The following is a 23,846-nucleotide window of genomic DNA, read 5'->3' on the forward strand; positions in this document are numbered from 1 at the left end:
GCGCGAAACATCAGGCACGAAACATCAGGCACGAAACATCAGGCACGTAATTCAGGCGGTGGAATTTCAGGGGCGGAATTTCAGGCGTGGAAGTTCAGGCGTGGAAGTTCAGGCATGGAAGTTCAGGCATGGAAGTCGGCGAAGTCGAAGCCCGGCGAGACCAGGCAGCTCACCAGCACCTCCGTGTCGCCGGCCGGGCGCGCCGACTGCCACACGCCGCCCGGCACGACCGCCTGCGGGACCTGGCCGTGCTCGACGTCCGGGCCGAGGACGACCGTCTCGTCGCCGATCGTCAGATCGAGCGGCCCGCCGCGGTGCCACAGCCAGATCTCCGCCGAGGTGACCATGTGCGGCACGGACTCCTCGCCCGGGTGCAGCAGGAAGTAGATGGCGGTGGCGCTGGCGCGGGGCCCCGGATAGCCGTCCGGGGTGAACGTGACGGGCGACCGGTAGGTCTCCTTGAACCAGCCGCCCTCGGGGTGGGGAAGCAGGTCGAGGGCCTGGGCGATGGGCGGGCGTTCGACGAAGGCGACGGGGGCGCCGGTGACGTCCCTGCGCAGGAAGCGGCTGCCGTCGAGGACGAGCTGCCCGCCGAGCGGGCTGGCCAGGGCCGCCGCCTCGTCGGGAACCTCGGTGGACGGGCCGTCGGGGTAGATCCGCAACTCCACACGCAGAGTTTATGAGGATATTTCGGACAAGTACTGTCTCCGCTGATGACCTCGGCCGTTCACCTGGCGTACGATTCCTCATATTTTAATATTTTTTCACCGGCAATCAGACCCACGAATGAGGCACGACCAGGTGAAACCCGACCAGTGGCGCTCGCTGCTCGACAGCAGGGCCTCCCGGCGCCAGATGCTCATGTACGCCACAGGCGTAGCCGGACTCGCCGCGCTGGGCCAGGTGCCCGCCGGCGCGACCGACCGCACCCCCGCCCTGCCCGCGAACCCCTTCACGTTAGGCGTCTCCTCCGGCGACCCCCGCCCCGACAGCGTCGTGCTGTGGACCAGGCTCGCCACCGAGCCGCTGGCCGACGACGGGTTCGGCGGCATGCCGCGGGCCAAGGTGCCCGTCCGGTGGGAGGTCGCCGAGGACGACGGCATGCGCCGCGTCGTCCGCAGGGGCGTGGCCACCGCCACGCCCGAGCTCGCCCACGCCGTCCACGTCGAGGTGGACGGGCTGCGCCCGGGACGCGAGTACTGGTACCGCTTCACCGCCGGCGGCGAGACCAGCCGCGTCGGCCGGACGAAGACCGCCCCCGACCCCCGCTGGAACAGCGAGATCTCCTTCGCCTACGCCTCCTGCCAGCAGTGGGAGAGCGGCTTCTACACCGCCTACCGCGACATGGCCGCCCAGGACCTCGACCTCATCGGGCACCTCGGCGACTACATCTACGAGCTGGCCATCGGCGCCACGGGCGGCCAGCGCAGGACGTCCCTGTCGGCCGCGCACAACGCGCCCACCATGACGCTGTCGCAGTACCGGCTGCGCTACGCCCTGGTCAACTCCGACCCCGACCTCCAGGCCGCCCGCGCCGCCGCACCCTGGTTCTTCGCCCTCGACGACCACGACGTCGAGGACAACTGGGGCGCCGACCTGTCGCCCACCGGCGGCACCCCGGAGAACTTCCTGCGCCGCCGCGCCGCCGCCTTCCGCGCCTGCTTCGAGAACCAGCCGATGCGCCCGTCGAGCCTCCCGGCCGGGCCCGACCTGTCGATGTACCAGCGCATCCCGTACGGCAGGCTGGCCACGTTCCACGTCCTGGACGAGCGGCAGTTCCGCAGCCCCGCGAACATCGCCGCCCGGCTCGACCCGGGCCGCACCATGCTCGGCGAGCAGCAGGCCGCCTGGCTGCTGGACGGCCTCGGCCGCTCCCGCAGCACCTGGAACATCATGGCCAACCAGGTGCAGATGTTCCAGCTCGACCGGCTCACCGACCCCGGGCTGCAGCAGCTCAACCCCGACACCTGGGACGGGTACGCCGCCGAGCGCGACCGCCTCTGGGCCGGGATCACCCAGCGGAAGGTGGCCAACCCGGTCGTGATCACCGGCGACGCGCACGTCAACTGCGCCGCCGAGCTCAAGGCCGACTTCGCCGACCCCGGCTCCCCGACCGTGGGCGTCGAGTTCCTCGGCACCTCGATCACCTCCGGCGGCAACGGCTCCGACATGACCGCCGGCGGGACCGAGTGGCTGGCGGCCAACCCGCACCTGAAGTTCTTCAACAGCCAGCGCGGCTACATCCGCTGCCACGTCGCCAGGGACACCATGCGAGCCGACTACGTGGTCGTCGACAAGGTCACCACGCCCGACGGCACCGCCTCCGTCCGCAAGTCGTTCGTCGTCGAGTCCGGCCGGCCCTCCCTCCAGGACGCGTGAACCATGAGGAAATCCGTCTACGTCGCCGCCGTCCTCGCGCTCGTCCCCCTGGGCGCCGTGCCCGCGGCCGGCTCCACCACCGCGCCCAAGCTCCCCAGGACCCCCGCGGGCCAGGTGCTCGTCGTGCACGCCAACCTCCAGGACTCGGTCCGCCCGGCCGACGCCGCCGACACCACCGACCTGGAGAACTTCGCCGCCCGCCTGGCCGCCAAGGTGCCCGCCGCGCCCGACGCGCTCGTGCTCAACGAGGTGCTCGGCCCCGGCGCCCGCCGCCTGGCCTCCAGCCTCAGCAGGGCCACGGGATACCGGTACCGCGTGGAGGTGGCCGGGGAGCGCGGGGCGTTCCAGGCCGACGGCTCGGTACGCGAGACCGCGATCATCCTGAACGCCGACACCATGACCGGCTCCCGGCCCTCCGGGTACGAGCGCGTGCAGGACGAGGACCAGGCGTACGCCGGCGCGGCCAGGCGTGACGGCACGCTGCGGGTGCCGCTTCTCGCCGTCCACCCCGGCGGCGACCCGGCCACGGCCACCGCCGCGTTCACCGCGCTGGCCGCCGCCAAGTTCCCGCAGGCGCAGGTGCCCGTACTCGGTGGTGACTTCAGGGCCGCCCGCTGCGCCGTGCCGACCGTGGACCAGCCGATCGGCTGCGCGCCGCAGGCGTTCTGGGCGGACCTGACCGGGGCGAAGGCGTACAGCGACGCGCTGTTCGACAAGGCCGACGCGCAGAGCCGCAGCCACAGCGGGTACCTGTTCGCCCGCGGCCAGGTGCTCTCGGCCGGGCTCGACACCGCCTACGACGCGGACCTGCCCGACCGGGCCGCCTGCAAGCCGTCCTTCGACGCGGGCCGACCCCGCTCGGCCCCCTCGGCGTGCCGCGCCGCGTACTACGCGGACGCGCCGTTCGGCTGGGCCGTGCTCGCCGCCGGGCTGCCGGTGCAGGAGTCGGTGACGCCGAGCCGCGTCGCGCTGGACCACTGCGAGCTGGCCGTACGGCAGGCCGAGGTGGCGGCCAGGGTCGTCAACAACACCGGCGAGGCGATCTCCAGGCCGCTGGAGGTGACCGCCCAGGCCCCGCTGACCGCCACCCCGGCCACCGGCACCCTGGACGTCCCCGCCGGCCAGGCCGCCACCGCCGTCGTCAAGATCACCGCACCCCGGGACACGCCTCCCGGCGAGCACCGGATCACCGTACGGGCCGGCGACCACACCGCGGAGGTCCCGGTCACCGTCACGGAGGGCTGCACGGAGCCGCAGGTGTACGCCAGCAGCTTCCACGCCGGGTTCGGCCCCGAGCGGGCCGTCGACGGGGACATCGGCACGTTCTGGCACTCCGAGTACTCGCCGCCCACCCCGCTCCCGCAGTCGATCACCCTCAACCTGGGCGAGGTGAAGCAGGTCTCGAAGCTCGACTACCAGCCCCGCTTCGACGGCAACCTGAACGGGACGGTCCTCGACTACAAGGTGTACGTCAGCACGGACGGGCAGACGTTCAGCGAGGTCGCGACCGGCACCTGGGCGCTGGACGCCCGGCTCAAGACGGCCACGTTCGGCGCCGTCGAGGCCCGCTACGTCCGGCTCGAAGGGCACCGGGCCAGCGGTGGCTCGTACCTGTCGGCGGCGGAGGTGAGCGCGGGGTAGCCACCGTCGTCCGGGATCGTCCTGACTGCGCGCGGATTGTCGGTCCGCCTGAGTAATCTGCGGCAGGTGACTGAACGGTGGAGCCGTGATCAGGTGCTCGCCCTCGCCCCCGACGCGTCGTCCCAGAAGGCGGCGCAGGGGGTGGCGGCTGCCGGAAAGTGGTCGCTGCGCGGCACGACGGGCACGGTGCTGTACGGCGAGTGCAAGGGCAGCGGCGCCCGCCCCTACCTGGCGGCCGTCGACCTGAGCGAGCCCGCCTACCGGTGCAGCTGCCCGAGCAGGAAGTTCCCGTGCAAGCACGCGCTCGGGCTGCTGCTCCTGTGGTCCGCCGACGGGGTGCCCGCCCAGGAGGCGGCGCCGCAGTGGGTCACGGAGTGGCTGGACGGCCGCGCCGAACGCGCCGCCAAGTCAGCGGCCCGCCTGGACGCGGCCCGCACCCGCCTCGCCACCACCCCGGGCACCGCCCCCTCGGCCCGGGACGCTGGACCCTCGGCCCCGGGTGCCTCGGCTGCGGTTCCGGGCGCGGGCCCCTCCGCCCCCGGCACCGCCCCCGGCACCGTGCCCGGCACCGTGCCCGGCGCCGGTGGCCGGGTGGAGTCCGTACGGCATCAGCGGGTCGCGGCCGGGCTGGCCGAGCTGGAGCGGTGGCTGGCCGACCAGGTGCGGCAGGGCCTGGCGGGCGCCCAGGAACACGACTGGGACGGCCTGGCCAAGCGGCTCATCGACGCCCAGGCCCCCGGCGTGGCCGGCGTGGTGTCCCGGCTGGCCAGAGTCCGCGCCGAGGAGGGCTGGCCGGGCCGGCTCCTGGAGGAGTACGCCCTGGTCAACCTGCTCGCCATCGCCTACCGCCGCCGCGCCGCCCTGCCGGATCCCCTGGCGCAGACCGTCCTGATCCGCACCGGCTTCCCCATCACGAGGGAAGAGGTCCTCGCCGGCCCCCCGGTGCGCGATCACTGGGACGTGCTGGGCAGGCGCGACGAGACCCAGGACCGGCTGACCGCCCGCCGCGTCTGGCTCCGCGGCCGCCGCACCGGCCGCCCGGCCCTCATCCTGTCGTTCGCCCCGCAGGGCCAGCCCCTGGACGCCTCCCTGGTCACGGGCACCACCATCGACGCCGACCTCACCTTCTACCCGGGTGCCGCCCCCCTCCGCGCCCTCGTCGCCCTCCGCCACCCCACCACCCCACCACCGGCCGCACCGCAGGCCGTGCCACCCGAGGCGCCACCCGAGGCGCCACCCGAGGCGCCACCCGAGGCGCCACCCGAGGCGCCGCCCGGGGTGTCGCCCGGTGAGGCGCTCGACGAGGTGGCGTGGGTGCTGGGCGAGGACCCGTGGACCGAGTCGTGGCCGCTGGTGCTCACCGGCGTGGTCCCCGGCCGCACCACCCTCGGCGGCCTCCCGCTCCACCCCCGCGCCCACGACCCGTGGCGCCTGATCGCCGTCTCCGGCGGCCGCCCGCTCACCGTGGCCGCCGAATGGACACCTCAGGGCCTGCGCCCCCTGACCACCTGGGACGACGAAGGAACGGCGGTGATCCTGTGACCGGCTGGGACGAGCTGGCCTCGACGGCGCTCGTGGGCACCGACCGCAGACCGTACGGAGGCGACCTGCTCGAAGCGGCGGCCGTCGAGGTGGCGCGGCGGCGCGCGGGCGGCCGGGTGAACGAGCCGGGCGGCGTGGAGCCCGCGCCCGGCGAGGAACGCGAGGCGGTCGGCAGGCGGGCGGCCGAGCGGCTGGGCAGGCTGCTCGGCGGCGAGCACGAGAGGCTGATCCCCGAATGGCTGGCCGCGGCCGCCGCCACCGGCCGCAGGGTCCCCGCGTACGTGCTGCCCGAGCTGCTGGAGCGCGGCCGCCGCGACCGTTCGATCAGGGTGCACCTCGGCGTGCTGGCCGGGCAGCGCGGCCGCTGGCTGGCCGGGCAGAACCCGGCCTGGGCGTACCTGCTGGAGGAGCCCACGGGCGAGACGTGGGAGCTGGGCGGCGCCGCCGACCGGCGCGCCCACCTGAGCGCGCTCAGGGCGGCCGATCCCGGCCAGGCCAGGCGGCTGCTGGAGAGCACGTGGGAGCGGGAGACGCCGGACGACCGGGCGGGGTTCGTGGAGGTGCTGGCCGACGGGCTGAGCATGGCCGACGAGCCGTTCCTGGAGCAGGCGCTGGACGACCGCCGCAGGGAGGTGCGGCAGGCCGCCGCCAACCTCCTGACCCGCCTGCCCGGCTCGCGCCTGTCGCAGCGCATGGCCGGGCGGGTACGCGCCCGCGTGACGATCAGCGGCGACACGATCACCGTCGAGGCCCCGGAAGCCTGCGACAGGGACATGGAGCGCGACGGCGTGCGCCCGAAGCCGCCCCGCGGCATCGGCGAGCGCGCCTGGTGGCTGCAGCAGATCGTCTCCCGCGCCCCGCTGTCCTTCTGGGGCAGCCCGAACGTCCTGCTGGGGATGAAGATCCCCGACTGGGACGCCGAGGTGAAGGCCGCCTGGGTACGCGCCGCGGTGCTGCAGCGCGACCCCGAGTGGGCGCGGGCGATGTTCGGCTGGGACCCGATCGCCGACCTGCTCGAATGCCTGCCGCCCGAGGAGCAGCAGGAGCTGGCCGCCCGGTTCGTACGCGGCCACGACCTCGACAGCCAGTTGATCATGGTGCTGGGCGGCGTGTCGTCCCACTGGCGCGAGGGCCTGGCGACGGCCGTGCTCAGCAAGATCGTGAAGGTGAACACCACGCAGCCCTGGAACCTCGGCGAGCTGGTCAAGCTGGCGGGCGAGCACATCGACCCCGCCCTGTTCGAGCTGGCCGAGGACTACTCGCCGGCCGAGCCCGTCCAGAAGGTCGCCGCCCTGCTGCGTTTCCGCGCTGACATGTACAAGGAGCTCTCCCGATGACCGTTCTGCGCCCGCACGCGGAAGACCAGTACGCCGAGGAGCTGGCCTTCCTCGCCAAGGACGACGACCGGCCCAGGCCGCCGGGCTGGAAGCTGTCGCCGTGGGCGGTGACCACGTACGTCCTGGGCGACGGCGACCGCATCACCCCCAAGTACGTCGGCGCCCGCCGCATCGTGGAGGTGGCCGTGGCGACGCTGGCCACCGACCGCGCGCTGCTGCTGCTCGGCGTGCCCGGCACCGCGAAGACGTGGCTGTCGGAGCACCTGGCCGCCGCGATCAGCGGCGACTCGACGCTGCTCGTGCAGGGCACCGCGGGCACCGCCGAGGAGGCCGTCCGGTACGGCTGGAACTACGCCCGGCTGCTGGCCGAGGGCCCGTCGATGGAGGCGCTGACCCCGTCGCCGGTCATGCGCGCGATGGCGGAGGGCCGGGTGGCCCGGGTCGAGGAGCTCACCCGCATGCCGTCCGACGTGCAGGACGCCCTGATCACCGTGCTGTCGGAGAAGACGCTGCCGATTCCCGAGCTGAACCGCGAGGTGCAGGCGCAGCGCGGCTTCAACGTGATCGCCACGGCCAACGACCGCGACCGGGGCGTGAACGAGCTGTCCAGCGCGCTGCGCCGCCGCTTCAACACCGTCGTGCTGCCGGTCCCCGCCACCGCCGAGGAGGAGGTGGACATCGTCGCCCGCCGCGTCGCCCAGCTCGGCCGTTCCCTGGAGCTGCCGGAGACGGCGACGGGGCCGGCGGAGATCAGGCGGGTGGTGACGGTGTTCAGGGAGCTGCGCACGGGGGTCACGGAGGACGGCCGCACCAAGGTCAAGTCGCCCAGCGGCACCCTGTCCACGGCCGAGGCCATCTCGGTCCTGACCAGCGGCATCGCCCTGGCCGCCCACTTCGGCGACGGGGTGCTGCGCCCGGCGGACGTGGCCGCCGGGATCGTCGGCGCGGTGGTGCAGGAGCCGGTGTCGGACCGGGTGGTGTGGCGCGAGTACCTGGAGACCGTGGTCCGCGAGCGCTCCGACTGGCGCGACTTCTACCGCGCCTGCCGCGAGGTCTCATGAGCGGCCCCCCGACCGGCGGCGACCGGGAGAGCGGCGTCCCGGCCGGCGGAGAGCGGTTGAGCACCGCCCCGGCTGGCGGTGGCCGGGTGAGCGGCGTGTCCGTCCTCGGGGTGCGGCATCACGGGCCCGGCTCGGCGCGTGCCGTGCGGCGGGAGCTCGAACGGCTGCGCCCCGACGCGATCCTCATCGAGGGCCCGCCCGAGGCGGACGCCCTGGTCACGCTCGCGCCCGGCCTGGAGCCGCCGGTCGCGCTGCTCGCCCACGTGCCGGCCGAGCCGTCGCGGGCCGCGTTCTGGCCGTTCGCGACGTTCTCTCCCGAGTGGCAGGCGATCCTGTACGGCACGTCCGCGGGCATCCCGGTCCGCTTCTGCGACCTCCCCGCCGCCCACTCCCTGGCCGGCGACCCCGACGGCCCCGACGAGCCCGAGCCCGCGCAGGTGGACCCGATCGGCTCCCTGGCCGCCGCGGCCGGCTACGACGACCCGGAACGCTGGTGGGAGGACGTCGTCGAGCACCGGGACGGCGACACGCCGTTCGAGGTGATCGCCGAGGCCATGGCCGCCGTACGCGAGGGTCACGAGCCGGGCGGGCGGGAGGCCAGGCGGGAGGCGTACATGCGCAAGACCCTCCGCGCGGCCGTCAAGCAGGGCTTCGGCCGGATCGCGGTGATCTGCGGCGCCTGGCACGTGCCCGCGCTGACCGGCCCGATGCCGTCCGCCGCCGCGGACAACGCCGTCCTGCGCGGCCTGCCGAAGGTGAAGGCGGAGCTGACGTGGGTGCCGTGGACGTACGGGCGGCTGGCCTCCTGGAGCGGCTACGGCGCGGGGATCACCTCGCCCGGCTGGTACCACCACCTGTTCGACGCGCCCGACCGGCCCGTGGAGCGGTGGCTGGCGCAGGCGGCGGGGGTGCTCCGCGACGAGGGACTGGCGGTGTCGTCGGCGCACGTCATCGAGTCCGTACGCCTCGCGCAGAGCCTGGCCGTCCTGCGCGGCAGGCCGCTGGCCGGGCTCGGCGAGGTCACCGAGGCGGCCAGGGCCGTGCTGTGCGAGGGCGACGACCTGGCCGTGGAGCTGATCCAGCGGCGCATGGTCGTCGGCGACCGGCTCGGCCACGTCTCCGACGGCACGCCGATGGTGCCGCTGCAACGCGACCTGCGCGAGCAGCAGCGGCGGCTCAAGCTCAAGCCCGAGGCGCTCGACCGGGAGCTCGACCTCGACCTGCGCAAGCCCCTCGACCTCGACCGCAGCCACCTGCTGCACCGGCTGGCGCTGCTCGGGGTGGGCTGGGGCACGCCGGGGCAGGCGCGCGGCAAGGGCACGTTCAGGGAGACGTGGACGCTGCGGTGGCGCCCCGAGCACGACCTCGCGCTCATCGAGCACGCCGCGCTCGGCACGACCGTGGCCGGGGCGGCGGCGCAGCGGGCCGCGGACCTGGCGGCGGAGCCGTCGGCGGCGCTGGCCGATCTGACGTCGCTGGTCGAGCGGTGCCTGCTGGCGGACCTGCCGGAGGCGCTGCCGGACGTGCTGGCGGCGCTGTCGGCCAAGGCGGCGCTGGACACGGACGTCACCCGCCTGATGGCGGCGCTGCCCGCGATGGTGCGCGCCCACCGGTACGGCGACGTGCGCGGCACCTCGGCGGAGGGGCTGGCGGTGATCGTGCGGTCGATGCTGGAGCGGATCCGCGTCGGGCTGCCGGTGGCGGTGACGGGCCTGGACGACGAGGCGGCGGCGGACCTGCTCAAGCACGTGGACGCGGTGCACTCGGCCGTCGCCCTCCTGCCCGACACCACTCCAGACGGCGCTCCAGACGGGGCTTCGGACGGGGCTTCGGACGGGGCTTCGGGCGGGGCTGCGGAGGGGGCCGGGCCCCGCGGGCGGTGGCTGAGCACGTTGCGGGGCATCAGCGACCGGCAGGACCTGCACGGCCTCATCGAGGGCCGCCTGACCAGGATCCTGCTGGACTCCGGCGAGCTGGACGACGCCGGTGACCGCATGTCCAGGGCCATGTCGCGGGGCCAGGCGCCGGCCCGGGCGGCGGCCTGGGTCGAGGGCTTCCTGGCTGGTGACGGGCTGCTGCTGGTGCACGACCCGCGCCTGCTGGCCCTGGTGGACGGCTGGCTGTCCGGGCTGCCTGGCGACCAGTTCACGGACGTGCTGCCGCTGCTGCGCCGCACGTTCGGCGGGTTCGCCGCGCCGGAGCGCAGGGCGATCGGCGAGCGGCTGCGCTCGGCCGGCCGCGACGAGGGGGAAGGGGAGCAGGACGTGGACGAGCGCCGCGCCGCGGCGGCCGTCGCCACCGTCCTGTCGATCATCGGGAAGGCGAGCGGATGAGCGCGGCGGACGAGCGGATGCGGCGGTGGCGGCTGGTGCTCGGGGGCGGGCAGGCCGACGGCACCGGGTTCGGGCTGGAAGGCGTGGACGCGCGGATGGACGCCGCCCTGGCCGCCGTCTACGACCAGGGCGGCCAGGGCGGCGACGACGGCGGCGACCGCAGGCAGGGCGGCCTCGGGGCGTCGGCGCCCCGGGTGGCCAGGTGGCTGGGCGACATCCGGACGTACTTCCCGTCCACGGTCGTCCAGGTCATGCAGAAGGACGCGATCGAGAAGCTGAACCTCACCAGGCTCCTCCTGGAGCCCGAGATGCTTGAGGCGGTGGAGCCGGACGTGCACCTGGCCGGCACCCTGCTCGCGCTCAACAAGGTGATGCCCGACCAGGCCCGCGAGTCGGCCAGGGCGCTGGTGCGGCGGGTGGTGGAGGAGCTGGAGCGCAGGCTGGCGCAGAAGACCAGGGCCGCCGTGTCCGGGGCGCTGGACCGCTCGGCCAGGACGCACCGGCCCAGGCGGGTGGCCGACATCGACTGGGACCGCACGATCAGGGCGAACCTGAAGAACTACCTGCCCGACAGGAACACCGTGGTCCCGTCCCGGCTGGTGGGCTACGCGCGCAGGCAGCGGTCGGTGCAGCGGGAGGTGGTGCTGTGCGTCGACCAGAGCGGGTCGATGGCGGCCTCGGTGGTGTATTCGAGCGTGTTCGGGGCGGTCCTGGCGTCGATGCGGTCGCTCAGGACGTCGCTCGTCGTGTTCGACACGGCGGTGGTGGATCTCACCGATCAGCTGCACGACCCGGTGGAGGTGCTGTTCGGCACCCAGCTCGGCGGCGGCACCGACATCAACCGCGCCGTCGCCTACTGCCAGGGCCTCATCACCCGGCCGGCGAACTCGATCTTCATCCTGATCAGTGACCTCTACGAGGGCGGGATCAGGCAGGAGATGCTGCGCAGGGTGGCGGCGATGACACAGGCGGGGGTGCAGGTGATCGTGCTGCTCGCGCTGTCCGACGAGGGAGCGCCGTTCTACGACCACGAGAACGCCGCCGCGCTGGCGGCGATGGGCGTGCCCGCGTTCGCGTGCACGCCCGACGCCTTCCCCGGCCTGATGGCCGCCGCGATCGAGCGCCGCGACATCGCCCAGTGGGCCGAGCGGCACCAGACGACCTGACACCCGGGGTCACGCGCCGTGCGGCTGCTGCTCCGGGCGGGCGCGGCGCGGCAGCAGGTACGACAGGGCGAACGTCAGCAGCAGCAGCCCGACCTCGACCCACACGGTGACCTCCATCGACGCCCCGAACTCCCACTGATCGGCGAGCAGGCCGAAGAAGAGCGTGCCGAGCACGGCCGTGCCGAGGGCGCCGCCGAGCTGCTGCACCCCGGTCAGCGTGCCGGAGGCGGAGCCGGTCTCGTGCGGCTCGACCCCGGCCAGCACGATGTCGAAGAACGGCGCCATGGTCAGCCCCATCCCGACGCCGACCAGGGCCAGCCCCGGAGCGAGCTGCCAGGCGCCGACGTCGATCCCGGCCAGGTGGATGGTCAGGGCGAGGACCGCCGCCCCGGCCGCCATCACGACGGTGCCGATCTGCATGAGCCCGCGGCCCAGCTTCTCCTGCAGCCCGGCCATCGCCAGGGCGAAGCCGGCGACGCCGCCGACGGCCTGCGGGAGCGCGGTCAGTCCCGCCTGGAGCGGCGTGAACCCGAGGCCGGCCTGGGTGTAGAAGCTGAACACGACGCCGAAGCCGGTCATGCCGGAGAAGAAGGCCAGGCCGGCGACGAGGCCGCCGACGAAGCCCCGCTTGCGGAACAGGGAGGGCGTGACCAGCGGATCCCGGCCGGACCTGGCGCGGCGCGACTCGTACCGGCCGAAGAGGACGAACATGAGGGCGGAGGCCGCCATCGAGACGAACGTCCAGGCCGGCCAGCCCGCCTCGCGGCCCTGGATGAGTGGGAAGATCAGCAGGAACGCGGCGATCGAGACGAGTGCGACGCCTGGCAGGTCGAGCCGCGTGGCGTTGGAGAGGCGGAACTCGGGCAGGAAGCGCAGCGCGGCCAGGACGGCGGCCAGCCCGATGGGCAGGTTGATCAGGAAGATCATGCGCCAGCCGGTGCCGAAGAAGTCGGCGTCCACCAGCCAGCCCGCCAGCACGGGCCCGCCGACGGAGGAGATGGTCATGACCGGCCCGAACATGCCGAACGCCTTGCCCATCTCCTGTGGCGGGAACATCTCCCTGATCAGCCCCAGCCCCTGCGGCAGCATCACGGCCCCGAACAGGCCCTGCACCGCCCGGCCCGCGACGAGCATCTCGGGGCTGACGGCGATGCCGCACAGGAGTGAGGCGACGGTGAAGCCGGCGGCGCCGATCACGAACATGCGCTTCTTGCCGAACAGGTCGCCGAGCCGCCCGCCGGTGATCAGGCCGACGGCCATGGCCAGGGTGTAGCTCGCGCCGAGCCACTGCACGAGGCTCTCGGAGCCGCCGAGCTCCTCCTGGATCGTGGGGGCGGCGATCGCGGTGACGAGCGCGTCGAGCAGGTCCATGACCTCGGCGGCCAGGATCACGAACAGGGCGACCCAGCGCCAGCGGTAGGGCGGGGCCTCGGTGGTCGCACCGGAGGCGGTGACTGTCATCACAAGCTCCTTCAAACGGTGTTCTAGCGGACGAACGGCGTTCGTCAACGAACACTGTTTTAGTGACGAACAGCGTTCGTGTCAAGTACAGTGTTCGCATGAGCAAGGACTCCCGTGACGTGCCCGCGCCCCCGTGGCGCAAGCCGCGCCGCCCGGCGCAGGTCAAGCGGCAGCTCAACCAGGAGCTGATCGTCGAGACCGGGCTGGCCATCCTCGACGCCGAGGGCTTCGACGCGCTGAGCATGAGACGGGTGGCCCAGGAGCTCGAAACCGGCCCCGCCTCGCTGTACGCGCACGTGTCCGGCAAGGAGGAGCTGCTCGAACTCATCTACGACCGCGTGTGCGCCGAGATCCGGCTGCCGGAGCCCGACCCGTCCCGCTGGAAGGAGCAGCTGCGGGAGTACGCCCTGGAGGTGCACCGCGTGTTCGGCGAGCACGCCGACGTGGCCAGGGCCGCCCTGGCGAGCATCCCGACGGGGGAGCACTCCCTGCGTACGGGCGAGTTCACGTACGGGCTGCTGATCGAGGCGGGCATGTCGCCGAGGGAGGCGTCCCTGGCGATGGACCGGCTGACGCTCTACCTCGTCGGCGACGCCTACGAGGCGTCGGTGCACTGGGCGCGGATGCGCGCGGCCGGGATGCGGGACCCGCGGGAGTACTTCGAGGCGTTCATCAGGCAGATCACCACCTACTACCGGGCGCTGCCGCGGGAACGGTTCCCGCACCTGTACGACCACGTGGACGACCTGACCGCCGACGGCGGTGAAGCCCGCTTCGAGTACGGGCTGGAGCTGCTGCTCGACGGCATCGAGGCCCGCATGCCCAGGACCTGACGCGCCCGGCCTTAGGGCGAATTGCCTAGGCCCTGCGCCCGATGTGCCGACCAGGGCCTTCACCATAGTTTGCCGGTATGACAACGACTGTTGAAAGCCCTGTGGGGACCCCGGCGGGCGTGCTCTCGCCGCAGTACCGCGCGCTCAGCATCGGGCTGGTCGCGCTGGTCACGTTGCAGGCCTTCGAGGCCATGGCGGTGGCCACGGCCATGCCCGTGGTGGCCCGCGAGCTCGACGGCATGTCCCTGTACAACCTGGCCTTCAGCGCCACCCTCGCGGCCAGCGTGATCGCGACGGTGCTGGGCGGACGGTGGAGCGACGTGCGGGGGCCGCTGCGGCCCATCGGCGCCGGCGTGGTGACGTTCGTGGCGGGGCTGCTGCTGGCCGGGCTCGCGCCGACGATGGAGCTGTTCGTCGCGGGCCGGTTCGTGCAGGGGCTCGGGACCGGATTGACGCAGGTGGCGCTGTACGTGCTGGTGGCCAGGGCGTACCCGCCTGAGATGCATCCCCGGGTGTTCGCCGCGTTCTCGGCGGCCTGGGTGGTGCCCTCCATGATCGGCCCGGCCATCGCCGGGTTCATCGCGGAGAGCCTGGACTGGCGGTGGATCTTCCTCGGTGTCACGGTGATCGTCGTCCCGTCGGCGCTGCTGCTCTGGCGCGGGATGTCCGGCAGGGCCGTGCACGAGGCCGTCGCCGCACCCGCCCCCGGCCTCGGCCGCAAGCTCGTCTACGCCACCCTGACCGCCGTCGCCGCCGCCCTCATCCAGTACGGCAGCGCGCTCAAGCTCGCCGGCCTGCCCCTGCTCGCCGCCGGCATCGTCCTGCTGGCCGTGTCGCTGCCCAAGCTGCTGCTGCCGGGCTCGCTGCGGGCCGCCCGCGGCCTGCCGACCGGGCCGCTGCTGCGCGGGCTGGCGTTCGGCTCGTACACGGCGGCCGAGGTGCTCATCCCCCTCATGCTCAAGTACGAGCGCGGCCTGAGCGTCACCGCGGCCGGCATCGTGCTCACCATCGGAGCCCTCGGCTGGTCCACCGGCTCCTGGCTCAAGGGCCGCGGCCTGATCGGCAACATGGCCGCCCTGCGCGGCGGCGCGTTGCTGATCGCGGCCGGCATCTCGCTGGTGACGCTCGTCCTCATCGACCCGCTGCCGCTCGTTCTCGCGCACGTGGGCATGGCCGCCGTCGGCCTCGGCATCGGCGTGCTGCACCCGACCGTGTCGGTGCTGGTACTGGAGATGTCGAAGGAGGGCGAGGAGGGCAACAACAGCGCGGCCGTGGGCGTGGGCGAGTCGGTGTTCACCGTGGTGGCCGTGGCGGTCAGCGGCGCCCTGTTCACCGCCGCCGCGCAGAACTACGCGGTCGGTCTCGTCTTCACCATCGGGCTCGCGCTTCTCGGCGCCGTGCTGGCCCCACGTTTCGTTCACCCCCGGGCAGCGGGCACTATGGAGGGAACCGCGTCATAAGGGGGGTACATGCCGCGAGTGCGGGAGCTCGAGGTCTTCCGGCTGGTCCTGCCGTACGGCAGGCGCACGGAGACCCTGCTCGTGAAGCTCACCGACCACGGGGGCATGACCGGATGGGGCGAGGCGACCGCCCCTGCGGCGAAGACCTGGTCGAGGCTGGAGGAGTCGCTGGCGGCGCTGCTGGTCGGGGTCGACTGGGAACATCCGGACACGGTGGCCGGCGGCGACTCCGCCGTGGACATGGCGTGCTGGGACCTGTGGACCAGGATGCGCGGGGTGCCGCTCGCCGAGGCGATCGGCGGCACCCGCACCTCGCTCATGGCCACCGTCCGGCTGGCGCCCGACCCGTCCGTCGAGAGCCTGGTGTCCCGGGTCAACCAGCAGGTCTGCGCCGGGTACGGGCACGTCACGCTGGACGTCAGGCCCGGCTGGGACGTCGAGCCCGTACGCGCCGTGCGGCAGGCGTACCCCGCGCTGACCCTGGCGGTCGACTGCGGCAACGCCTACACCGACCTCGGCCAGCTCGTCGCGCTCGACTCCTACGGCCTGGAGGTCATCGAGCGGCCCTTCGCCACCTCCGACGTGCACGCCCACGCCTCGCTCCAGGACGAGGTGACCGCCTCGGTGGCGGTCGAGGCGGCCTCGCCGGCCGAGCTGGACGACTACCTGACGCTCCGGGCGGCCCGGGTCCTGCTGCTGCGGCCGGCGGCGTTCTCCTCGCTGTCGGAGGTCAGGCGCGCCCACGACAAGGCCGCGGCGGCGGGCTGGGACATCCAGTGCACCGGCGGCCAGGGCGCGGGCCTGGCCAGGGCGGCCACCGTGGCGGTGGCCAGCCTGCCGGGCTGCACGCTGCCGTGCGACGTCACGCAGCCGCCCCGCCAGAACCAGATCGTCACCCCGATCGTCGGCGCGAACGCGGGGGTCATCGCGGTGCCGCTGACCCAGTCGGGGCTCGGGCACGACATCGACGAGGCGCGGGTGCGGCGCCTGGCCAAGGAGTCGTTTCGCGCGTGACGCCGGGGCGTGAGCCCGGCGGAGATCACAGCTTGATCTGACGGCGTCCGGAGCGTGAGCCCGGTGGCGTCAGAGTGTGAGCTGGTGGTGCCAGTTGATGCCGCCGAGGATGTCGGAGAGCCGGTAGAAGTGCTGGCCCGCCTTCATGAGCGCGTGACGGACGCTCTGCGTGCTGCGGATCAGCCCGGGAGGCTGGGGGGAGTCCGCGGGGGCGAGCGGTACGAGCGGTACGAGCGCGGTGGCCAGGGCGGCGGTGGCGAGCAGCAGATGGGCGCGGCGGCGCATGTCGGACCTCCTGGGTGACGAGTTTCGCCCAGGAGACCACGGGCCGCAGGGGTCCGGCCGGATCCGCCACAGCGGCGAGGCAGGTTCTTTACGCTCCCGCGCTCATTCCGGGATCCCCGCCGAGCCGGGCCTCCAGGAGACGCACGATCTCGGCATGCCCGGTGCCCAGGTGGATCTCCGACCGGAGCCGCCCCTCCGCGTCGCGGACCTCGGCCACCACGCGCACCCCGCCCCCTTCGGCCTCCTCGCGCCGCACGCCGATCCGCGCGCCCGGCGGCGCGTACTGCCCGGCCCGCGCGCGTACCTCGGCCTCGATGTCGTGGCCGGCGTGGCGCCTGGCGAGGTCGAGGTGGTGTGCCGCCGGGGTGGCACCGTGGTCGAGCAGCGCTCTGACCATGGCCGTCGCGCCGCGTTCCGCCGCACGGGAGAGCGGGGTGTTGCCGGCGGAATCGCGCAGGTCGGGGCCGGCGCCCCGGGCGAGCAGGGCCCGTGCGACGGCCAGCCGGTCGTTGGCCGCCGCCCAGTGCAGGGCCGTCATGGCGCCCGGGTCCTCCCGCCGGTCGGGGTCGGCACCGGCGTCGAGCAGCGCGTTGACGGCGCCGAGGTGCCCCCAGCAGGCGGCCGCGCACAGCGGCAGGCCCTCGCTCTCGTCCCCGGTCTCCCGGTCAGGGTCGGCACCGGCCTCCAGCAACATCCGCACGATGCCGGCGTGCCCCTGCACGGCCGCCTGGTAGAGCGCCCCGGCCATGTCCGTTGCGGCCGTGTCCGTTGCGGCCGTGTCCGGCCCGCCTGCATCCGGCCCGCCTGCATCCGGCCCGCCTGCATCCGGCCCGCCGGCGGCCTCCAGGAGTCGCCTGACCTCCCCGGCTTGGCCGGTCATCGCCGCCGACCGCAGCTCGTCATCGCTCATCAACCCCAGTCTGTACGCCCCTCCGCGCCACCATCCACCGGTTTTCCCACGTCATATCGAAGTTCCGCGAAATGTCGGCCTATACTCGTACCGATGGCTCAGGACGACACCTCCGCGCACCTCGTCGAGGTCTTCAAGGCGCTCGCCAACCCCGTGCGCCTCCAGGTGCTCCAATGGCTGCGCGACCCCGAGGCGCACTTCCCGGTGGAGACCGGCATCGCCGACCCGCACGAGGTGGGCGTCTGCGTGAGCCACATCCAGGCCAAGCTCGGCCTCGCCCAGTCCACCGTCTCCGCCTACATGGCCTCGCTGGAGCGCGCCGGCCTGGTGCGCTCCACCCGCGTGGGCAAGTGGACGCACTACCAGCGCGACGAGGAACGCATCTCGCGCCTCGTGGACGTGCTCGGCCGCTCGCTCTGAGAACCCGGTCATCGGCCTCCGTCTCCAGCGTGTACTCTCATATCGAGAATATGCGATATGTCGATGGGGAGAGTCATGGGCACGATCGAAGGCATGGACCTGGGGCGGTTCGGGGTCTGGACGTTCGACTTCGACGGCCTGCCGGCGAGCGCGATGCGCGAGTCCGTGCGGGAGCTGGAAGAGCTGGGCTGGCAGGCGATCTGGGTGCCGGAGCTGCAGGGGCGCGAGGCCATGACGCACGCGGGGTTCCTGCTGTCCTGCACCGAGCGGATCAACGTCGTCAACGGCATCGCGCAGATCTGGTCCCGCGAGCCCCGGTGGACGCAGAGCGCGGCCACCCTCCTGGCCGACGCCTACCCCGGCCGTCACCTGCTCGGCCTGGGCTTCGGCGGCGACAGGCGGCCGGGGGTCAAGCCGTTGCAGGCGATGGCCGACTACCTGGACGCCATGGACGCGGCGGCGGACGCCGTTCCCGCGCCGCGGGGGCGGATGCGGCGGCTGCTGGCGGCGTACGGGCCGAAGATGCTGGAGCTGGCCCGCGACCGGGCCGACGGCGCGCACACCTACCACGTGACCGTGCGGCACACGGCGCAGGCGCGGCGGACGCTGGGGGAGGGGCCGTTCCTCGGCGTCGAGCAGGCGGTGCTGTTCGAGAGCGACCCCGGCAGGGCACGCGAGCTCGCCCGCGAGCACCTGCGCCCCTACTTCACCACGCCGTACAACATCGCCAAGTTCCTGCGCCTCGGCTACACCGAGGCGGACCTCGACGGCGGCCGCGGCAGCGACCGGCTGGTCGACGACCTCGTGGTCTGGGGCGACCTCGACACGATCGCCCGCAAGCTGCACGACCACCTCGACGCGGGCGCGGACCACGTCGGGATCCAGGTGCTGGAGCCGGGCGGGTCCGCCATGCCGCACTGGCGCCGGCTCGCCGGAGCACTTCTGTGATCTACAACGTAAAGGACCTCAGCCCTTGGCGGACGTCATCCCGCACCCTTCGGTGAGCCCCTTGGTGGGGTCGTCGCCGGTCTCCCTCCCGGGCCGCTTGGTCTTCTTCGGCGAAGGCGAAGGCGAAGGCGAGGACGGGGACGAGGCCGGTGACGAGGGCGTGGCCGTGGCGGGGGAGGAGGACGACGGGCTGGCGGAGGCCGCGACGGCCGCCTTGGTACGGGTGGAGTCGCGGACCGCCTTCGCCGCGATGTCGCGGATCTTCTCCCAGTCGGGGTAGCCGGTGTTGATCAGCGGCGGCACGAACTGCACGCTCGTGACCTCGGCGTCCTTGACCTTCAGCGCCAGCGGCACGAGGTGCTCCAGCCACGTCCGGGGGATGTCGGTCCTGATCAGTTCCTTGGTGGCCCGGGCGATCTGGTTGAACCTGGTGAGCACGGTCGCCGGGTCGGCCTGGTCGAGGATGGCGCCGAGCACGCAGCGCTGGCGGCTCATGCGGGTGTAGTCGTCGCTGTAGGTGCGCGAGCGGGCGTACCACATGGCGTCGGCGCCCTTGAGCTTGCGGGTGCCGGCCTTGACCAGGCCCTCGTTGTACTTGCCGAAGACGACGTCCCGCTCGACGGTGATGGTGACGCCGCCGATGGCGTCGATGATGCGGGCGAAGCCCCACATGTTGACCAGGGCGTACCAGTCGACCTTGAGGCCGAGGGTGTAGCCGATGGTGTCCATGAGGACCTTGGGGCCCTGGTGCTGCTTGCCGCCGAAGATCTCGGGGTGGGCGTCGGCGTACTCCCAGACGCTGTTGAGCAGGTCGCTGGCGCCGCCGTTGGCGTCCTTGGGCAGGTCGAAGCCGTTGGGGAAGCGGCGGGCCATCGGGGTGCCCGGGCGGAAGCGCACGTCCTCGAGGTTGCGGGGGAGGCTGAACAGGACGGTGTTGCCGGTCTTCACGTCGATGCTGGCGAGGTTCATGCTGTCGGTGCGGACGCCGGTCCTGTTGTCGTCGGCGTCGCCGCCGAGCAGCAGGATGTTGACGCGGTCGCGGCCGGCCCAGGGGTCCTCGGGCTTGGGCTCGGGGGCCGGGGGCTCGCCCTCGTTCTCGGGGGCGTTGAAGATGTTGTCGATGGCCTCGCGCGAGGTCTGGGCGAACTGGGCGGTGTAGCCGAAGGGGATCACGACCACGACGGCGAGCAGCCCGGCGACGGTGCCGGTGAGGATCTGCCCCGACTGTGCCAGCCGGCCGGGCTGCAGCACCACGAACGAGTGCACGATCAGGGCGAACCAGGCCAGCCCGAGGGCGATCGAGCCGAACACGATGGCGGCGAGGGAGGAGTCCCTGGTGGCCGAGCCGGCGAGGTCGCCGAGGTCGTTGGTGAGGACGAACGCGAGCAGGGCGAGCAAGAGGACGGCGTAGAGGGAGATGAGGACGAGGCCTGTCCTGCGGCGGCCGGCACGCAGATGAGCGGCCCCGGGTGCGAGTGCCGCCAGCACCAGCCACCCGAGGACCGCTCCGGCGCTCAGTGGTTCCTTAGCCTGCCGCACGCCTTCCCCGTTTCCCCGCGATTTCCACCATAGGCGCAAAGTCCGCAACCTGCGGTGAACCGCATGGGCGCGGTCGCCTCAGGCTCCCATAGAGGCGGCAGCCTATGCATCAGATACGAAATATGTCTTTATCAGAGGGTGAACATCAGTAACCGAATAAGATTCGGGGCATGGCCTTCACGGAGATCGAGTACGGGGTGACCGATCGCATCGCCACCGTCACATTGAAGCGTCCCGAGCGGCTCAACGCGTTCACCTTTACGATGCGCGGGGAGTTGATCGAGGCTTTCGACCTCGCCGACGCCGATGACGACGTGCGCGCGGTGGTGGTGACCGGGGCGGGCAGGGCGTTCTGCGCCGGGGCCGACCTCGGCGGAGGGGGCGACACGTTCGGGCACCGTCAGAAGGGCGAGACGGTGGACGGGGCGCCGCGCGACGGCGGCGGCACGGTGGCGCTGCGGATCGCCCGCTCGCTCAAGCCCGTCATCGGCGCCGTCAACGGGCCGGCCGTGGGGGTGGGGGTCACGATGACGCTGCCGATGGACGTGCGGCTGGCGTCGGAGACGGCGCGGTTCGGGTTCGTGTTCGCGCGGCGGGGGATCGTCACCGAGGCGGCGTCGAGCTGGTTCCTGCCCAGGATCGTGGGCATCGCGCAGGCCATGGAGTGGGCGGCGACGGGCCGGGTCTTCCCCGCGTCGGAGGCGCTGGAGGGGCGGCTGGTCTCGCGCGTCTACCCGCAGGACGAGCTGCTGCCGGCGGCGTACGCGCTGGCCCGCGAGATCGCCGACAACACCTCGGGTGTCTCCGTGGCGGCCATCCGGCGGTTGATGTGGTCGGGGCTGTCGGCGGCCTCGCCCTGGGAGGCGCACGCGGCCGACTCCCGCCTCATGGCCGAGCTGGGCGGCGGAGCCGACGCGGTGGAGGGGGTGACGGCCTTCCTCGAGAAGCGGCAGGCGGACTTCCCGATGAAGGTGAGCCAGGATCTGCCGCCCGGTGTGCCGTCGTGGCCGGACGATCCCTATGGTGTCTAGCATGTACGACATCACCGTGCTGCCCATGCCCGACGACTTCGAGGGCCAGGTCGTGGCGACGCTGGTGAGCAGGAGGGCCGAGGCGGGCTCCCGTCGTGCGGTGCTCTACCTGCACGGATTCACCGACTACTTCTTCCAGGACCACCTGGCCGAGCACTACGTGCAGCGCGGCATCGACTTCTACGCCCTCGACCTGCGCAAGTACGGCCGGTCGTTGCTGCCGCACCAGACCAGGGGCCTGATCAGGAGCGTCACCGACTACTTCCCCGAGATCGACGAGGCCGTGCGGATCATCCGCCGCGACCACGACGAGGTGACGATCAACGCCCATTCCACGGGCGGGCTGATCGCGCCGCTGTGGGCCGACCGGGTGCGCGGCCGGGGCCTGGTGCAGGGGCTGGTGCTCAACAGCCCGTTCTTCGACCTCAACGTGCCCGCGCCGCTGCGGCTGGCGGCCGACCTGCTCAGGACGCCGCTGTCGTACAGCCGCCGGGTACTGCCGCTGGGCTCCAGCACCGTCTACGGGCGGACGCTGCACCGCGACGAGCAGGGCGAGTGGAACTACGACCTGGAGCTGAAGCCGCTGGGCGGCTTCTCCGTGCACGCCATGTGGCTGGCCGCGATCCGGCGGGCGCAGCGGCGGCTGCACCAGGGCCTGTCGGTGGACGTGCCGGTGCTGGTACTGGCCTCCTCGACCGGGCTGCGGGTACGCGACTTCGTGCCGGAGGCGCGCTCGGCCGACATCGTGCTCGACCCTCGGCACATCGCCCGCTGGTCCACCTCGCTGGGGCCGCACGTGACGTGCGTGCGGATCCCGGACGGGCTGCACGACCTGGTGCTGTCGGCCGAGCCCGCCCGCAAGCAGGTCTTCGCCGAGCTGGACCGCTGGATGGCCGCCTACCTCGGGTGACCGGCTACCTCGGGTGACCGGCTTCACCAGGGGAACGAGAACAGGCCGTAGTAGGCGGCGGCGACCAGCAGCAGGCCGGTGCCGCCGAGGACGCCGCCGACGGCCACGTGCTGCCACCGGCTCGGCTGCAGCCCTTCGCGCAGCGCCGAGACGTACGCGGCCACCGCCGTGACCTCCTGGATCAGCATCAGCACGGCGAGCAGCCGCACAACCAGCCAGCCGGCCAGCACGGCCGGCCACGCGCCCGCCTGGTTGACCGAGAACAGCACCAGCAGCGTGATGAACGCCACCACCGAGGCCAGCAGGCCGAGCCCGGTCCAGGCCATCCGGCTGAGCCTGCGCCTGATCGGCGGCCACAGCCTGGCGTTGGTCTCGACGGGGGTCTGGTTGCGGTGGCGCAGGCGTACGACGACGGCGGCGACCGGGCCGGCCACGTAGCCGACGGCGGCCAGGCAGATGGTCAGGCCGAGCATCGTGCCGCCGGCGTACCAGGGGGCGGCGGGCACGTCGCTGGCCTCGAACCGCTGGACGGGGGTGGCGCCGGCCATGTGCACGGCGGGTCTGGCGGTGCCGGGCAGGCCCTCGATCCAGTTGGCGAGGGTCTCCAGGTATCCCTTGGTGAAGGGGCCGCCCTTGACGCGCATGGCGTGGTCGCCGTTGGCCATGAAGCGGATCGTGTAGTCGTCGTTGCCCGCCTTGTGCATCGCGGTGATGAGCGCCTTGGTGGACTCGACGAAGGGGATCGAGGGGTCGGTGGTGCCGTAGAAGGCCAGGACCGGCTGCTTGACCTGGCTTAACGCGGGCATCGCGTCGTAGCGCAGGAAGTCGAAGCCGACGCCGCCCATCGCCCTGGTCAGCAGGTCGCGGGCGCCGATGGGGGCGCGCAGCCGCAGGAGCTGCTCGTTGAGCGCCCAGGCGACCTGGCGCAGCGGGGAGACGTTCGGCGAGGACACCAGCACCATGAACCCGACCGACGAGCTCTTGGCCGCCGCGATCGGCGCCACCCAGCCGCCTTCCGAGACGGCCCAGATGCCGACGCGCGCCGGGTCGACCTCGGGACGGGTGCGCAGGTACTCCACCATGCGCAGCGCGTCGTCGGCGAGCAGCCCGAAGTCGCGGTCGCGGAAGTTGTAGCCGATCGTGCGCTTGTCGAACGCGATCGTCGCCACGCCCGCCCTGGCCAGGAACTCCGCCTGCGGCGTGAACTCCGTGCGCGAGCCGTTGCCCGAGCCCGACACGAACACCATCGCCGGATGCCGCCCAGGCGTGAGCGGCACCCGGAGCGTGCCCTCCAGGCGCTGGGCCTCCGCCGGGATCGAGATCTCCTCGCTGCGGACGGGATCGACGGCCACCACAGGCTTCTGCTCGCCGGCGGGCTGCGCCGGGATCGCCTGGAAGGCTGGTTCGACCTTGAGCGGCGGTGGGTCGAACGCGGGTGGCAGTACGTATCCGACCGAAGCGAGAGCCACCAGCACCAGACCGGCGGCGACGCTCAAGGTGCCACGGCCAGTGCGCATTGGCCTCCCCATGTGCGTTGGTTTGCCCGCTGATCTTCCAGCCTACTCCCAGCGTGTGG

Annotated in this window: 20 protein-coding genes; 14 read left to right on the forward strand and 6 right to left on the reverse strand. The window is 72.9% G+C overall.

What is annotated here, in order from left to right; genetic code table 11:
* Positions 1-122 precede the first annotated feature (122 nt).
* Positions 123-668 (reverse strand): cupin domain-containing protein, encoded by a 546-nt coding sequence (locus HD593_RS15120; RefSeq protein WP_312903477.1) that lies wholly within the window; start codon positions 666-668, stop codon positions 123-125.
* Positions 669-786: 118 nt separating this feature from the next.
* On the opposite strand from HD593_RS15120, the gene HD593_RS15125 reads away from it, so the two are divergent.
* From HD593_RS15125 to HD593_RS15155, 7 genes are all read left to right on the forward strand, one after another.
* Positions 787-2,379, forward strand: coding sequence for an alkaline phosphatase D family protein (locus HD593_RS15125; protein WP_221524769.1), 1,593 nt, complete (start codon positions 787-789; stop codon positions 2,377-2,379).
* 3 nt (positions 2,380-2,382) lie between these two features.
* On the forward strand, positions 2,383-4,020 hold the full coding sequence (locus tag HD593_RS15130; protein WP_185102777.1) for a discoidin domain-containing protein: 1,638 nt from the start codon (positions 2,383-2,385) through the stop codon (positions 4,018-4,020).
* Positions 4,021-4,086: 66 nt separating this feature from the next.
* Positions 4,087-5,562, forward strand: a complete 1,476-nt coding sequence (locus tag HD593_RS15135; protein ID WP_312903478.1) for an SWIM zinc finger family protein — start codon at positions 4,087-4,089, stop codon at positions 5,560-5,562.
* Entirely contained in the window at positions 5,559-6,899 is a 1,341-nt protein-coding gene (locus HD593_RS15140; protein ID WP_312903479.1) for a DUF5691 domain-containing protein, read from the forward strand. The genes HD593_RS15135 and HD593_RS15140 overlap by 4 nt, the downstream gene beginning before the upstream one ends.
* Positions 6,896-7,960: an ATP-binding protein gene (locus tag HD593_RS15145; protein ID WP_185102778.1), complete on the forward strand. Its 1,065-nt coding sequence runs from the start codon at positions 6,896-6,898 to the stop codon at positions 7,958-7,960. The genes HD593_RS15140 and HD593_RS15145 overlap by 4 nt, the downstream gene beginning before the upstream one ends.
* Positions 7,957-10,293 carry a DUF5682 family protein gene (locus HD593_RS15150; RefSeq protein ID WP_221524770.1) on the forward strand — a complete coding sequence of 779 codons (2,337 nt, stop codon included), beginning with the start codon at positions 7,957-7,959 and terminating at the stop codon, positions 10,291-10,293. Before HD593_RS15145 ends, HD593_RS15150 begins: the two co-directional genes overlap by 4 nt.
* Complete coding sequence (locus tag HD593_RS15155; protein WP_185102779.1) at positions 10,290-11,459, forward strand: VWA domain-containing protein; 1,170 nt, start codon at positions 10,290-10,292, stop codon at positions 11,457-11,459. Before HD593_RS15150 ends, HD593_RS15155 begins: the two co-directional genes overlap by 4 nt.
* A 9-nt stretch (positions 11,460-11,468) precedes the next feature.
* Here HD593_RS15155 and HD593_RS15160 read toward each other — a convergent pair whose 3' ends face one another.
* Positions 11,469-12,920, reverse strand: coding sequence for a DHA2 family efflux MFS transporter permease subunit (locus tag HD593_RS15160; protein ID WP_185102780.1), 1,452 nt, complete (start codon positions 12,918-12,920; stop codon positions 11,469-11,471).
* A gap of 98 nt (positions 12,921-13,018) precedes the next feature.
* Here HD593_RS15160 and HD593_RS15165 point away from each other — a divergent pair, with 98 nt between their 5' ends.
* The 3 genes from HD593_RS15165 (at position 13,019) to HD593_RS15175 (ending at position 16,227) form a co-directional block, all read left to right on the forward strand.
* Positions 13,019-13,753 carry a TetR/AcrR family transcriptional regulator gene (locus HD593_RS15165; RefSeq protein ID WP_185102781.1) on the forward strand — a complete coding sequence of 245 codons (735 nt, stop codon included), beginning with the start codon at positions 13,019-13,021 and terminating at the stop codon, positions 13,751-13,753.
* A 77-nt stretch (positions 13,754-13,830) separates the two neighbouring features.
* Positions 13,831-15,213: an MFS transporter gene (locus HD593_RS15170; protein ID WP_221524771.1), complete on the forward strand. Its 1,383-nt coding sequence runs from the start codon at positions 13,831-13,833 to the stop codon at positions 15,211-15,213.
* A gap of 9 nt (positions 15,214-15,222) precedes the next feature.
* Positions 15,223-16,227, forward strand: coding sequence for an enolase C-terminal domain-like protein (locus HD593_RS15175; RefSeq protein WP_185102782.1), 1,005 nt, complete (start codon positions 15,223-15,225; stop codon positions 16,225-16,227).
* Between the two features lie 69 nt (positions 16,228-16,296).
* Here the strand turns inward: HD593_RS15175 and HD593_RS15180 are convergent, their stop codons facing one another.
* Both HD593_RS15180 and HD593_RS15185 read right to left on the reverse strand, forming a co-directional pair.
* Positions 16,297-16,512, reverse strand: coding sequence for a hypothetical protein (locus HD593_RS15180; protein WP_185102783.1), 216 nt, complete (start codon positions 16,510-16,512; stop codon positions 16,297-16,299).
* 88 nt (positions 16,513-16,600) lie between these two features.
* Positions 16,601-17,422 (reverse strand): ankyrin repeat domain-containing protein, encoded by an 822-nt coding sequence (locus HD593_RS15185; protein ID WP_185102784.1) that lies wholly within the window; start codon positions 17,420-17,422, stop codon positions 16,601-16,603.
* Positions 17,423-17,515: 93 nt separating this feature from the next.
* On the opposite strand from HD593_RS15185, the gene HD593_RS15190 reads away from it, so the two are divergent.
* Positions 17,516-17,842, forward strand: a complete 327-nt coding sequence (locus HD593_RS15190; protein WP_185102785.1) for an ArsR/SmtB family transcription factor — start codon at positions 17,516-17,518, stop codon at positions 17,840-17,842.
* Between the two features lie 75 nt (positions 17,843-17,917).
* Positions 17,918-18,790 (forward strand): TIGR03620 family F420-dependent LLM class oxidoreductase, encoded by an 873-nt coding sequence (locus HD593_RS15195; protein ID WP_246546541.1) that lies wholly within the window; start codon positions 17,918-17,920, stop codon positions 18,788-18,790.
* A gap of 18 nt (positions 18,791-18,808) precedes the next feature.
* Here the strand turns inward: HD593_RS15195 and HD593_RS15200 are convergent, their stop codons facing one another.
* Positions 18,809-20,329 carry an LCP family protein gene (locus HD593_RS15200; protein WP_312903480.1) on the reverse strand — a complete coding sequence of 507 codons (1,521 nt, stop codon included), beginning with the start codon at positions 20,327-20,329 and terminating at the stop codon, positions 18,809-18,811.
* 170 nt (positions 20,330-20,499) lie between these two features.
* Between HD593_RS15200 and HD593_RS15205 the strand changes: the two genes are divergently transcribed.
* The gene (locus HD593_RS15205; RefSeq protein ID WP_185102786.1) at positions 20,500-21,360 is read left to right on the forward strand and encodes an enoyl-CoA hydratase-related protein; all 861 of its coding nucleotides are present in this window, start codon (positions 20,500-20,502) and stop codon (positions 21,358-21,360) included.
* A gap of 1 nt (position 21,361) precedes the next feature.
* Positions 21,362-22,270, forward strand: a complete 909-nt coding sequence (locus HD593_RS15210) for an alpha/beta hydrolase (RefSeq protein WP_246546542.1) — start codon at positions 21,362-21,364, stop codon at positions 22,268-22,270.
* Positions 22,271-22,293: 23 nt separating this feature from the next.
* Here the strand turns inward: HD593_RS15210 and HD593_RS15215 are convergent, their stop codons facing one another.
* On the reverse strand, positions 22,294-23,787 hold the full coding sequence (locus tag HD593_RS15215) for an alpha/beta hydrolase family protein (protein WP_185102787.1): 1,494 nt from the start codon (positions 23,785-23,787) through the stop codon (positions 22,294-22,296).
* Between the last annotated feature and the right edge of the window lie 59 nt (positions 23,788-23,846).

Origin of the sequence: Nonomuraea rubra, from assembly GCF_014207985.1 — a bacterium.
In the GTDB taxonomy this organism is placed as follows: domain Bacteria; phylum Actinomycetota; class Actinomycetes; order Streptosporangiales; family Streptosporangiaceae; genus Nonomuraea; species Nonomuraea rubra.

Bases quoted from the DNA above. Each gene is read 5' to 3' on its own strand.
- HD593_RS15185 (WP_185102784.1), bottom strand. From the start codon at position 17,422: ATGAGCGATGACGAGCTGCGGTCGGCGGCGATGACCGGCCAAGCCGGG.
- HD593_RS15130 (WP_185102777.1), top strand. From the start codon at position 2,383: ATGAGGAAATCCGTCTACGTCGCCGCCGTCCTCGCGCTCGTCCCCCTG.
- HD593_RS15145 (WP_185102778.1), top strand. From the start codon at position 6,896: ATGACCGTTCTGCGCCCGCACGCGGAAGACCAGTACGCCGAGGAGCTG.
- HD593_RS15195 (WP_246546541.1), top strand. From the start codon at position 17,918: ATGGGCACGATCGAAGGCATGGACCTGGGGCGGTTCGGGGTCTGGACG.
- HD593_RS15125 (WP_221524769.1), top strand. From the start codon at position 787: ATGAGGCACGACCAGGTGAAACCCGACCAGTGGCGCTCGCTGCTCGAC.
- HD593_RS15190 (WP_185102785.1), top strand. From the start codon at position 17,516: ATGGCTCAGGACGACACCTCCGCGCACCTCGTCGAGGTCTTCAAGGCG.
- HD593_RS15175 (WP_185102782.1), top strand. From the start codon at position 15,223: ATGCCGCGAGTGCGGGAGCTCGAGGTCTTCCGGCTGGTCCTGCCGTAC.
- HD593_RS15205 (WP_185102786.1), top strand. From the start codon at position 20,500: ATGGCCTTCACGGAGATCGAGTACGGGGTGACCGATCGCATCGCCACC.
- HD593_RS15215 (WP_185102787.1), bottom strand. From the start codon at position 23,787: ATGCGCACTGGCCGTGGCACCTTGAGCGTCGCCGCCGGTCTGGTGCTG.
- HD593_RS15210 (WP_246546542.1), top strand. From the start codon at position 21,362: ATGTACGACATCACCGTGCTGCCCATGCCCGACGACTTCGAGGGCCAG.
- HD593_RS15170 (WP_221524771.1), top strand. From the start codon at position 13,831: ATGACAACGACTGTTGAAAGCCCTGTGGGGACCCCGGCGGGCGTGCTC.
- HD593_RS15155 (WP_185102779.1), top strand. From the start codon at position 10,290: ATGAGCGCGGCGGACGAGCGGATGCGGCGGTGGCGGCTGGTGCTCGGG.
- HD593_RS15180 (WP_185102783.1), bottom strand. From the start codon at position 16,512: ATGCGCCGCCGCGCCCATCTGCTGCTCGCCACCGCCGCCCTGGCCACC.
- HD593_RS15150 (WP_221524770.1), top strand. From the start codon at position 7,957: ATGAGCGGCCCCCCGACCGGCGGCGACCGGGAGAGCGGCGTCCCGGCC.
- HD593_RS15160 (WP_185102780.1), bottom strand. From the start codon at position 12,920: ATGACAGTCACCGCCTCCGGTGCGACCACCGAGGCCCCGCCCTACCGC.
- HD593_RS15165 (WP_185102781.1), top strand. From the start codon at position 13,019: ATGAGCAAGGACTCCCGTGACGTGCCCGCGCCCCCGTGGCGCAAGCCG.